Annotated in this window: 10 protein-coding genes; 6 read left to right on the top strand and 4 right to left on the bottom strand. The window is 72.8% G+C overall.

Features of this window, described 5'->3' with window-relative positions:
* Positions 1 to 126 precede the first annotated feature (126 nt).
* Positions 127 to 978 carry a serine hydrolase gene (locus AB0B39_RS32170; RefSeq protein ID WP_357498967.1) on the top strand — a complete coding sequence of 284 codons (852 nt, stop codon included), beginning with the start codon at positions 127 to 129 and terminating at the stop codon, positions 976 to 978.
* A gap of 54 nt (positions 979 to 1032) precedes the next feature.
* On the top strand, positions 1033 to 1734 hold the full coding sequence (locus AB0B39_RS32165; protein ID WP_357498969.1) for a lysoplasmalogenase: 702 nt from the start codon (positions 1033 to 1035) through the stop codon (positions 1732 to 1734).
* Here the strand turns inward: AB0B39_RS32165 and AB0B39_RS32160 are convergent.
* Complete coding sequence (locus AB0B39_RS32160) at positions 1703 to 2500, bottom strand: tyrosine-protein phosphatase (RefSeq protein WP_357498971.1); 798 nt, start codon at positions 2498 to 2500, stop codon at positions 1703 to 1705. The genes AB0B39_RS32165 and AB0B39_RS32160 overlap by 32 nt on opposite strands.
* Positions 2501 to 2543: 43 nt before the next feature.
* On the opposite strand from AB0B39_RS32160, the gene AB0B39_RS32155 reads away from it, so the two are divergent.
* Together AB0B39_RS32155 and AB0B39_RS32150 are read left to right on the top strand one after the other, a co-directional pair.
* The gene (locus tag AB0B39_RS32155; RefSeq protein WP_357498973.1) at positions 2544 to 3641 is read left to right on the top strand and encodes a dipeptide epimerase; all 1098 of its coding nucleotides are present in this window, start codon (positions 2544 to 2546) and stop codon (positions 3639 to 3641) included.
* Positions 3642 to 3700: 59 nt separating this feature from the next.
* Entirely contained in the window at positions 3701 to 4618 is a 918-nt protein-coding gene (locus AB0B39_RS32150) for an NlpC/P60 family protein (RefSeq protein WP_357576164.1), read from the top strand.
* Between the two features lie 38 nt (positions 4619 to 4656).
* Here AB0B39_RS32150 and AB0B39_RS32145 read toward each other — a convergent pair whose 3' ends face one another.
* The gene (locus AB0B39_RS32145) at positions 4657 to 5655 is read right to left on the bottom strand and encodes a TerC family protein (protein ID WP_357498976.1); all 999 of its coding nucleotides are present in this window, start codon (positions 5653 to 5655) and stop codon (positions 4657 to 4659) included.
* 411 nt (positions 5656 to 6066) lie between these two features.
* Between AB0B39_RS32145 and AB0B39_RS32140 the strand changes: the two genes are divergently transcribed.
* On the top strand, positions 6067 to 6360 hold the full coding sequence (locus tag AB0B39_RS32140; RefSeq protein ID WP_357498978.1) for an antibiotic biosynthesis monooxygenase family protein: 294 nt from the start codon (positions 6067 to 6069) through the stop codon (positions 6358 to 6360).
* A 116-nt stretch (positions 6361 to 6476) separates the two neighbouring features.
* On the opposite strand, the gene AB0B39_RS32135 is transcribed toward AB0B39_RS32140, so the two are convergent.
* Both AB0B39_RS32135 and uvrB read right to left on the bottom strand, forming a co-directional pair.
* Positions 6477 to 7334, bottom strand: coding sequence for a helix-turn-helix transcriptional regulator (locus AB0B39_RS32135; RefSeq protein ID WP_357498980.1), 858 nt, complete (start codon positions 7332 to 7334; stop codon positions 6477 to 6479).
* A 141-nt stretch (positions 7335 to 7475) separates the two neighbouring features.
* Complete coding sequence (uvrB, locus tag AB0B39_RS32130) at positions 7476 to 9584, bottom strand: excinuclease ABC subunit UvrB (RefSeq protein WP_234584531.1); 2109 nt, start codon at positions 9582 to 9584, stop codon at positions 7476 to 7478.
* A gap of 327 nt (positions 9585 to 9911) precedes the next feature.
* Between uvrB and AB0B39_RS32125 the strand changes: the two genes are divergently transcribed.
* The gene (locus AB0B39_RS32125) at positions 9912 to 11489 is read left to right on the top strand and encodes a hypothetical protein (protein ID WP_357576163.1); all 1578 of its coding nucleotides are present in this window, start codon (positions 9912 to 9914) and stop codon (positions 11487 to 11489) included.
* The last annotated feature ends 14 nt before the right edge of the window (positions 11490 to 11503 follow it).

The following is an 11503-nucleotide window of genomic DNA, read 5'->3' as shown; positions in this document are numbered from 1 at the left end:
GCGCGCTCACCACCCCCCCCCCCCCGGCCCGGGGCGCCCCCGCCCCCCCCCCCCCCCCCCCCCCCGTCCGCTTTCCGGCGGGGGTACGCGGGCCCGCCCGCCCCGTGATCGGCTACGGTCACCGGCATGACCTGGGATGATCTCGACGCCCATCTGGACCGGGTGCCGGGCACCGTCTCGGCATACGTCTGTCGACTCGACGCGCCCCCGACATGGACCCGCCACGCCGACGCCGGCCACTACGCCGCCAGCACCATGAAGGTGGGGGTGCTGGCCGCGCTGCACCGCGCCGCCGAGGCCGGCACCCTGGAGTTGGACGCCGACGTCCCGGTGGTCAACGAGTTCGACTCGGCCCAGCCCGGCGCTCCCCGCTTCTCCTGCGCCCCGCACTACGACAACGACGACGCCGTGTGGGACCGGCTCGGCGGCACCGCGCCCCTGCGCTGGCTCGCCGAACGGATGATCGTACGGTCCAGCAACCTGGCGACCAACCTGGTCATCGGGCACGTCGGGTTGCCCGCGGTGGCCGAGGTGTGGTCGCTGGCCGGTGCCCGCAACAGCGTCACCGGCCGGGGCATCGAGGACTTCGCCGCCCGCGAGGCAGGCATCACCAACACCGTCACCGCCGCCGACCTGGCCGCCCTGCTGGGCGCGCTGGCCAGCGGCGCCACGACTCCCGGCCGCCTCGCCTCGCCGGCCGGCTGCGCGACCATGCTCGACGTGCTGCTCGCCCAGGAGCACCGCGAGGACCTGGCCGCCGGCCTGCCCGAGGGCACCCGCGTCGCGCTCAAGAACGGCTGGGTACGCGGCGTGCGCCACAGCGTCGGCGTGGTGCTGCCCGACGACGCACCGCCGTACGTCATCGCGGTGTGCACCACCACCGACCTGGCCGACAGCGACGAGGGCGTCGAGGACGACGCCTGCCGCCTGATCGCGCACGTCTCGGCGCAGGCCTGGGCGGCCCGCCACCGGCTCTGAGGCCGGCACCCGCCGATCCGGCTAGGCTGCTGCCACCCCACCCCGGAGCCGCTGATGCCTCGCAGCCGTACCCTGCTCGTCGTCTTTTCCGTCGTGACGGCGGCGAACCTGCTGGCCAACGCCGTCGACAGTGCAGTGGCCGAGCTGCTCACCAAGCCGCTGCTGATGCCGCTGCTGGCCGCGTACCTCTGGCGGGCGGCCACCGAACGCGGCGCCCGGCCGGACTATCTGGTGCTCGCCGCATTGGCCTGCTCCACGGCCGGAGACGTGGCGCTGCTGGCCTCCGGCACCGGCTGGTTCATGGCCGGCATGGTCTGCTTCCTCGCCGCCCACGTCTGCTACCTCGTGGCCTTCACCCGGCACGGCGCCGCGACGCGGCTGCGCCGTCCGCCGCTGGTCGCGGTGCCTCTGCTGTACGCGGCGCTGACCGTCGCCGCGCTGGCCTGGATGTGGGCGGGGCTGACCGAGGCCGGGCTGGCTGTGCCGGTGGCCGGCTACGCCGTCGCGCTGGCGGCGATGGCCACCACCGCCGTGACCCAGGGCTGGCGGGTCGGTGTCGGCGCCGCGCTGTTCCTCGGCTCCGATCTGCTGATCGCCTCCGGGGTGGCCGACGTGGCCCAGCCGCCCGGCGCGTCGGTGCTCGTGATGGCGACGTACGCGGCCGGCCAGGCGCTGATCGTCATCGGGCGGGTCGCACGCGCCGACGTGCCGACCGCCGTGGCGGTCACTCCAGCAGTTGCGCCCGCAGCGCCGTGAGGACCTCGTCGGTCAGCCCCAGCCCGTCGCGCAGGTAGCCGTCGAACGAGCCGTGCACCCGGCGCACCTCCTGGTAGCCGGCGTCGAGGTACTCGGCGCGGACCTCCAGCACCGGCAGCACCGCGTCGACGTCCAGGCCGGGCTGCCGGCGTCGCATCGCCTCGATGATCACCGCCCGGAGGCTGTCGGTCAGCTCGTTGTTGCGCAGGTACTCGGCGCGGATCGCGGCCTCGTCCACACCGAGCGCGGTCAGCAGGACGACGGTGAGCCACCCGGTGCGGTCCTTGCCCGCGGAGCAGTGGTAGAGCAGCGGAAGGTTCTCCGGCCGGGCGGCCAGCCGCACCGCCGCGCCGAAGTTGACCCGGGCCGACTCGCCGGTGACGAACCATCGGTAGATCTCGGCCATCGCCCCCGCCGTGCCCTGCCGGGCCAGCTCCGCGTACGCGTCGAGGTCGTGGCCGAGCAGCACCGCCGAGACGTACGTGAAGACCGGGTGCTCCGGATCGTGCACCGGCAGGTGCACGACCCGCGGCTCGCCGGCCAGCCGGTCGGGCGGGGCGACATCGATCTCCGCCGAGGCGCGCAGGTCGAGCACGCAGGCCGGCCCCAGCTTCGCCAGCACCGGCAGATCCTCGTCGGTGAGCCGACCCAGCGCCGGGGTGCGGAGCAGCCGTCCGGCCCGCACCCTGCGGCCGTCGGCGCCAAGCAGCCCGCCCAGGTCACGGGCGTTCGGTGCGCCCACCAGCTCCCAGTCCCGTTCGACCATCCGGTCTCTCCTCCCGTCGCGTGTCTGCGTATAGGGTGCCCCAATGACGATCTCGGCGGTACGCACCCACCGCGTTTCTGCCCCCTTACACACCCCGTTCGTCACCGCGCTGCGCCGTACCACCACAGTGGAAACCCTGGTCGTCGAGCTGATCGACGCCGACGGTCGGTCCGGCTTCGGCGAGGCGCCGCAGGTGTGGCAGGTGACCGGCGCGTCGGTCGGCGGCGCGCAGGCGTGCGTACGCGAACTGCTCGGCCCGCTGCTCACCGGGCGGGACCCGGACGACCTGGTGGCCCGCTGCGCCGAGGTGCAGCGCGCCGTGGTCGGCAACGAGGCGGCGAAGGCCGCGATGGACGTGGCCCTGCACGACCTGGCCGCGCAGCGATTGGGCGTACCCCTGGTGCGGTTGCTCGGCGGCACGGCCCTGCGGGTTCCGACGGACGTCACCCTCGCGGCGGGCGACGCGGTGGACCTGGCGACGGCCGCGCGGCAGCGGCAGGCCGACGGCTTCGGCGTGCTGAAGCTGAAGGTCGGCACGGACGCGGCCGGCGACCTGGACCGGGTACGGGCGGTCCGCGCGGCGGTCGGCGCCGGGGTCCGGATCCGACTCGACGCCAATCAGGGCTGGACGCCGCGCGAGGCGGTCCGGGTGATCCGTGGCATCGAGGACGCCGGGCTGGACGTGGAGCTGGTCGAGCAGCCGGTGGCCCGCTGGGACCTGGACGGGCTGGCGTGGGTCAGCGACCGGGTGTCCGTGCCGATCCTGGCCGACGAGGCGGTCTTCGGGGTCCGCGACCTGGTCGAGGTGATCCGTCGCCGGGCCGCCGACCTGGTCAACGTCAAGCTGGCCAAGTGCGGCGGGCTGCAGCCGGCGCGCACCCTGCTGGAGCTGGCCGCCGCGCACGGGCTCGGCACTGTGGTCGGGTCGATGATGGAGAGTCAGGTCGGTATCGGCGCGGCGGCGAGCCTGGTCGCCGCGTACGGCACCACTGCCGTCGCCGACCTGGACGCCGCCTGGTGGCTGGCCTGGTCGCCGGTGCAGGGGGGCATCCGCTACGAGGGGCCGACAGTGGTGCTGCCGGATGCGCCTGGCCTGGGCATCTCCGGCCTGACTGAAGTAAAGGTGCAGACCCGCGGTTGATGACCGTTGGTTTCTTTCATAGGGTTCCCCTGAACAGCCGACACGAGCTGGGGGTTGACGTGGAACTGCAACAGAGCCGCGAGGCCATCGTCCGGGTCGCCGTCGCGACGCTGTGGTCCTCCCCCGAGGCGGTCCGGCCGGTCGACGGTCCCGCGCTCACGGCCGGCGTCGACATCCCGACGTGGGTTCGCGGCATGGACACCGACCAGCAGGTCGGCGACTGCGTGCTGAGCCAACTCCTGCTCGGCGAGCGGGTGCTGATCGACGAGCTGCGCCCCGACGGCTGGGCACGGGTCGTCGCCGTCGAGCAGCCGGCCGCCAAGCTCGATCCCCGCGGCTACCCGGGTTGGCTCCCCGCCGACCAGCTGACCCCCGTGGATCCCACAGTCAGCGGCGACCCGCTGATCGTGGACGCCACCGTCACCGGGCTGCACACCGCTCCGGGCGGGCCGGTGGCGCTGCCCGGCGTCGTCGTCGGCACGCGCCTCGTCCCGGCCGGCCCGGCCCGCGACGGCTGGCGACCGGTCCACGTCCCCGCCCAGGCCGCGCCGCTCTGGCTGCCCGACGCGCAGCTCGTCCCGGTGCCTACCGAGCCGCCCAGCGCCGCCGACGCGCTCGCGGTGGCCCAGCGACTGCTGGACGTCGCCTACATCTGGGGCGGGCTCTCCGCGTACGGCATCGACTGCTCGGGCCTCGTCCACCTGGCGTGGCGCCGGTTCGGCGTACTGCTGCCCCGCGACGCCGACGACCAGGCCGTCGCCACGACCCCGCTGCCCCTGGGCGCGGAGCGTCCTGGCGACCTCTACTTTTTCGCCCGCCCCGGCCGCAAGATCCACCACATCGGCATCGTCACCGCCGTCGCCGACGACCCGACGACCCGACGGATGCTGCACGCCTGCTACCGGCGACGACGGGTGCTGGAGGAACAGCTGCCGGCCGACCGGACGGCCACTCTCGTCGGCGTCCACCGGGTCTGACCGGTCGGGCCCGTGGTGCGGGCCCGACCGGTGGTGGTTCAGCGCCGGACCCCGGCCAGCTCGCGGCGGCGGTCCCGGGCGGACTTGGCCAGGCTCGCGATGGTGGCGATGCCCAACGTGCCGATGATGACCAGCAGGGACAGCCAGATCGGGATGTGCGGGGCCCAGCCGACGTGCTCCCCGCCGTTGATGAACGGCAGGTTGTTGTCGGCGAGCGCCTCCAGCACCAGCTTGACGCCGATGAAGCCCAGCACGACGGCCAGCCCGTAGCTCAGGTAGATCAGCCGGTCGAGCAGGCCGCCGAGCAGGAAGTAGAGCTGGCGCAGGCCCATCAGCGCGAAGACGTTCGCGGTGAAGACCAGGTACGGCTCCTGGGTGATGCCGAAGATCGCCGGGATCGAGTCCAGAGCGAAGATCAGGTCAGTGGTGCCGATCGCGATCATCACGATGAGCATCGGGGTGAACAGCCGACGCCCGTTCTCGTGGGTCATCAGCTTCGCGTCGTTGTAGCCCTTGGAGATCGGCAGCGCCCGGCGGCTCCACCGGATCAGCAGGTTCTCCGAGAACTCGTCCTCGTCCGGCTCACCCTGGCGGGCCAGGTTGACCGCCGTGTAGATCAGGAACGCGCCGAAGATGTAGAAGACCCAGGAGAACTGCGAGATCAGCGCCGCGCCGGCGGCGATGAAGCCACCGCGCATCACCAGCGCCAGCACGATGCCGATGAGCAGCACCTTCTGCTGGTACTGCCGGGGCACCCCGAAGCGGGCCATGATGATGACGAAGACGAAGAGGTTGTCGACCGAGAGGCTGTACTCGGTGAGCCAGCCGGTGTAGAACTGCCCCGCCGAACTGGCCCCGGCGGTCAACCAGACGCCGACGCCGAAGAGCAGGGCGAGACCCACGTAGAAGGCGACCCAGAGGCTCGATTCGCGCACGCTCGGCTCGTGCGGACGCCGGCCAATGATCAACAAATCGACGAGCAGCACCGCAGTCAGTGCGACGAGGGTCCCCGCCCACACCAATCCGGACACGTCCAACGTTCATTCCTCCGGCAGACACGCGGCGTCGGGCACACCGTAACGCCCCCGTGGGGGCTGGCGTGCCGCTGTCGCTCACTCTGGTGACTGTCGGAGGTCTCTTCCGCCCCCGACCCGCGAACGGGTCGGCGACCGACGAAGCCGGGTCGAACACCGAGGTGCCGGCGATCGTCCGTGCTGACGACTTCGTCACGGGGGAATACTCCCCTCCTCGGTGACCATTGTTGCCCACCACTCGCCGTGATCACACCCCGGGCGTCGGGTGTCACCGCGCACCCGATGCGCCCGCGTCATCGGGAATACGCCACACCGCCTAAGCCGTCCTAGGAGGCTAGTGTGTGTCAGGTGCGGCAACCGGCCCCGCGACACCCGCACGCCCCTGCGCGCCTACGCCGTGGGAGGCTTTGCGGCATGGTGCTTGAAGTCGCGCTGATCGACGTACTGCCCGGACACGAGGACGCGTTCGCCGCCGCGTACGCCCAGGGTCACCCGGTGCTCGCCGGGACGCCCGGCTGCCGATCGGTGCGGATGACCCGGGGCATCGAGTCCCCGACCCGGTTCGTGCTGCTGGTCGAGTGGGACTCGGTCGAGGCGCACGAGAAGAACTTCCGGGACACCGAGCGGTTCGCCCAGTGGCGGGCGCTGATCGGGCCGCACTTCGCCGGGCCACCGGTGGTCGAGCACTTCCTCGACGTTCCGGCCTGAGGAATCTGTCGCACCCCGCGGTTATCGTGCCTCCCGCACGCGCCGGTCGCCGGCCCCGACGGGCTCGGGGGCGCCGGGTCCGGGGGCCGCGCGGGCGGCACCCGCCGCACCGCTGCTCACTCGCCGACGCGGCGGGCCAGCGCGGTGACCGTCTCCTCCGGTGACAGGGCTGCCGCCAGCAACGCCTCGGTCATCCGCTCGTACCTGTCGACGTCGAGCACGGTCGCCAAGCGGACGTCGGTGGTCAACGCCTCCAGCATCACCGTCCGCGGATCCGCCGGGTCGGGAAAGGCATACCAGGAGTACGGGGTGAGCGGGTGCAGGCCGCTGCCGGCCACCCCGCGCGGCAGCAGTCGCACCGTCACGTGGGCCAGCCCGGTCACCGTCACCAGGTGCCGCAACTGCTCTCGCCAGACGTCGACCGGCAGGTCACCCGGATCGCACACCGCCTCGGCGAGCACCGCCGTGTAGCGCGGCGGCTCGGCCCGGCGCAGCACCTCCTGCCGCATCGCCCGGGCGCGCACCTCCGCCTCCACGTCGACCTCCGGCGCGAGCAGGACGCCGGCGGCGACCCGCGACCGGGCGTACGCCGGCGTCTGGAGCAGCCCCGGCACGACCGCCGGCTGGTACTCGACGATGTCGGCCGCGCCCGCCTCCAACTCGGCGTAGATGCGCTGCCGCTCGCTCATCTCGCCGAGCGTCTTCCACCAGCCGCGGCTGGTGGCCGCATCCCGCGCGATCACGATCAACGCGTCCCGGGCCGACGCCGGCACCTGGTAGATGTCGAGCAGGTCCAGCACGTCGGCGAGATCCGGACGGCTCTGCCCCAGCTCGATGCGGGACAGTTTCGACGTCGACGCCCAGCCCAGCCGGTCGCAGACCTGCTCCAGGGTCAGCGCCTCGCGCCGACGTAACTGACGCAGCTCGGCGCCGAGCCGCGCGCGTCGAATGACAGGACTTGTTGGCAACGGCATCCCCGCCTCCCCATCGAGGGAGCGTACGCAGGACGATCACCCAGTGCAATAGCTTGCTTGCTCACCGCAATCGAGTGGTCGGCCGGCGGGCCGGGCGGGGACGCCGTTCGGGTAGCCCGGCCCACGCCGGCCGGGCTGCCCTCACTTCACCCCGGCGGCGTCCATGCCGCGTAGCTCCTTCTTCAGGTCGGCGACCTCGTCGCGGATCCGCGCCGCCAACTCGAACTGCAACTCGCGGGCGGCGGCCAGCATCTGGTCGTTGAGCTCCTGGATGAGCTGGGCGAGGTCGGCGCGGGCCATCCCCTCCCGGGACGGGGTGGCGGCGGTGGACCGACTGCGACTGCGGGTCTCCTTGACCGGCGCCTTGCCCCGGGAGAGCTGACGCGCCGCGCCGCCGACCCGGGAGTTCTCGGTGTCCTCCGCCTCGCGGTAGATGTCGTCCAGGATGTCGTGGATCTTTTTGCGCAGCGGCTCCGGACTGATCCCGTGTGCCTCGTTGTGCGCGATCTGCTTGGCGCGACGTCGGTCGGTTTCGTCGATCGCCGCCGCCATCGACGGGGTGATCTTGTCGGCGTACATGTGCACCTGGCCCGAGACGTTCCGGGCGGCTCGCCCGATGGTCTGGATCAGCGACCGACCGCTGCGCAGGAAGCCCTCCTTGTCGGCGTCGAGGATCGCCACGAGCGACACCTCGGGCAGGTCCAGACCCTCGCGGAGCAGGTTGATGCCGACCAGCACGTCGTACTCGCCCTTGCGCAGCTCGCGCAGCAGCTCCACCCGGCGCAGGGTGTCGACCTCGGAGTGCAGGTAGCGCACCCGGACGCCGTTCTCCAGGAGGTAGTCCGACAGGTCTTCGGCCATCTTCTTGGTGAGCGTCGTGACCAGCACCCGCTCGTCGCGGTCGGTCCGCAGCTTGATCTCGTGCATCAGATCGTCGATCTGACCCTTGGTCGGCTTGATCACGACCTGCGGGTCGACCAGCCCGGTCGGGCGGATGACCTGCTCGACGAACTCACCCTGGGCCTGTTCCAGCTCCCACGTGCCCGGGGTCGCCGACAGGCAGACCATCTGGCCGACCCGCTCCAGGAACTCGTCGAAACGCAGCGGCCGGTTGTCGGCGGCGCTGGGCAGCCGGAACCCGTGGTCGATGAGCATCCGCTTGCGGGAGGCGTCACCCTCGTACATGCTGCCGATCTGCGGGATCGTCACGTGCGACTCGTCGACCACGGTGAGGAAGTCGTCCGGGAAGTAGTCGAGCAGGGCGTGCGGCGGGCTGCCGGGCAGCCGCCCGTCCATGTGCATCGAGTAGTTCTCGATGCCGGAGCAGAAACCCACCTGCCGCATCATCTCGATGTCGTAGGTGGTGCGCATCCGCAGCCGCTGCGCTTCCAGCAGCTTGCCCTGGCGCTCCAGCTCGGCGAGGCGCTCGGCCAGCTCCACCTCGATGTCGCGGATGGCCCGCTCCATCCGCTCCGGGCCGGCCGCGTAGTGCGTCGCCGGGAAGATCACCAACTGGTCGACCTCCCGGACCACGTCACCGGTCAACGGGTTGAGGTAGTAGAGCTTCTCCACCTCGTCGCCGAACAGCTCGATGCGGACCGCCAGCTCCTCGTACGCCGGGATGATCTCCAGCGTGTCGCCGCGGACCCGGAAGGTGCCCCGCTGGAAGGCCATGTCGTTGCGGGTGTACTGGATGTCGACCAGCCGCCGCAGCAACTGGTCGCGGTCGAGATCCTGGCCGACCTGCACCTTCACCGCCCGGTTGAGGTATTCCTCCGGGGTGCCCAGGCCGTAGATCGCCGAGACGGTCGCCACCACGATCACGTCGCGGCGGGTGAGCAGCGACATCGTCGCCGAGTGCCGCAGCCGCTCGACCTCCTCGTTGATCGAGGAGTCCTTCTCGATGTAGGTGTCGGTCTGCGGAATGTACGCCTCGGGCTGGTAGTAGTCGTAGTACGAGACGAAGTATTCGACGGCGTTGTGCGGCAGCAACTCGCTGAACTCCTTGGCCAGCTGCGCGCAGAGCGTCTTGTTCGGGGCGAGCACCAGGGTGGGGCGCTGCAGCCGCTCGATCAGCCACGCGGTGGTGGCACTCTTGCCGGTGCCGGTCGCGCCGAGGAGCACCGTGTTGCGGTCGCCGCGCCGCACCCGGCGCTCAAGGTCGTCGATGGCGGCCGGCTGGTCGCCGGCCGGCTGGAATTCACTGACGACCTGGAAGCGGCCGTCGAGCCGGGGAATGTCGAGCGCCATGACCTCAACGGTACGCCGCAGGTCCGACACGTTCGGCCGTCGCGCAGAGTGCGTGATCGGCTTCGATATTCCCATTGTGTGGCCCATGTCACCGGGACTACCCTCTTCATGTAGGCCGCTCGCGGCGGCCGACCGGGCAGGAGGCCGGGCCGTCATCACGGCCGGCCGCCCCCGGCACAGCGGTCGCAGCACCCGGCTCGTCCGGCGTGCGCACCCGTGTGGTCGCGCTCGAGGCGCAGACCGGCCGCCGCGAGCGCCCCTGCCGCTTCGCCCCCAACTCGTCGCCCTCAGCTCGTCACCCCGTGCTGTCCCGCCCGTTTCACATCCGTGGACACCTCTTCGGCCCCGGCGCGCGGCCCCTCCCCCGACACCACACGCGCTGGCGACGCCGTCCGCACCGGCGGCCCGTCCGCCAACCCCGGCGGGGAGCCGCGCGACACGGACGCCCCCGACACCGACAGCGTCGGTCCCTCCCGGGCGAGCCGGCGTCGGCGTACGGTGCTGCTGCTGCTCGCCCTGACCGCGGTGACGTCCGCGACGGCGCTGGTGGCCGGGCTGCTGAGCTGGGCTCCCGACCCACCCGAGCCGACCCGACCGCTGACCGTCGCCGAGGCCGAACGGCTGGCCGCCATGCGGGTCACCAACCTTCGAGACCTGCGCGCCGGCCTCCACGTCACGGTCGGCGCAGGCGCCGCGCGTACCGAACTGGTGGGCTGGGTGGACTGGTCGCGGCCCCTGCTCTACCTGGATGTGGGCGGGCCGGGGGCGGGCGCCGAGCGTGGCCTGTTGCAGAGCGCCGGGTCGGTGCTGGTCACCCGTCCCGACCCGGCGGCCGTGCCCACCCCGGCCGCGCCGCCTCTGGTGCCACCGGCGGACGGCTGGCGGCTGCACCACCTGACGCCCGGCGCGGGCCTGGCACCGGTCCTCGATCTGCTCCTCGGCCTCGCCGCCGACCGACCGGACCCGTCCCCGGCGATGGACGGCGTCGACGCGCGCTGGGTCGCCCGGGACGTGGTCGCGGCCGGGCCGGTCGACGTCGTGCAGGCGCCACTGCCCACCGCAATCCCATCCAGCCCCGCCAGCGCGGCGACGGGCGGCACGGCGGCGACCGGTCCGGACGGGTCGACCCGCTACTGGCTCGACCGGGATGGCCGACTGCACAAACTGGTGACCCGGTTGCCCGGCGCCGGACCGGTCACGGTGCTCCTCAACCGGATCGACCGTCCCACGCTGTCCCCGGTCGACGCTCTCGGCGGCCGACCCGGGCTGCCCCGCGCGCTCACGGATGCGGAGCAGCGCCGGCTGGACCGGCTGCCCGCCCGGCTGCGCGGCCAGGGCGGGGCCACGCTGACGCTTACCGCGCCGGTGGGCACGGACACCAACCTGCGGGGCGCCGGCTGGTTGAGCTGGGCCGCCCGCACGGCGTACGTGGCGGTCGCCGACCTGGGCGTACCGGACCGCCGGACCCTGCTGCACCGCGACGCGGCCGGCCTGTCCCGGACGGACGTGCCGGCCTCCGCCGGCGGCGGTGGCACCGCCGAGGTCCCGGGCCGGCCGCCGTTTCCGGTCCCGGCCGGGTCGTGGCGGTCCACCCGGTCCCCCCGCGACGACCTCGATCTGCTGGTCGACGCCGCGGTGGCCGCCGCCGGGCCGGTGGCGCTGCGCGGCGCGGCCGTGCGGGTACGCGAGGACCTCGCCGCCGGCCGGACCGTCGACGTCGTGGAGCTCCGCACGGCCGACGTGCGCCTGCGCTACTGGATCGACCGCGACGGGTCGCTGCGCCGGGTGGAACTGCACACCGGCCCCGGCGCGTGGGCGCAGGTGGACCTCAGCCCCGCCGTGGTGCCCCGCCTCAACCCGCCGCCGCGCAACGCGAGCGGCCCGCCCCGACCCGGAGCCCGCTGACCACCCGCCCGTAA

The organism is Micromonospora sp. NPDC049114 (assembly GCF_040648635.1).
Lineage (GTDB): Bacteria > Actinomycetota > Actinomycetes > Mycobacteriales > Micromonosporaceae > Micromonospora.
This window is presented reverse-complemented; position numbering and strand designations above follow the sequence as displayed.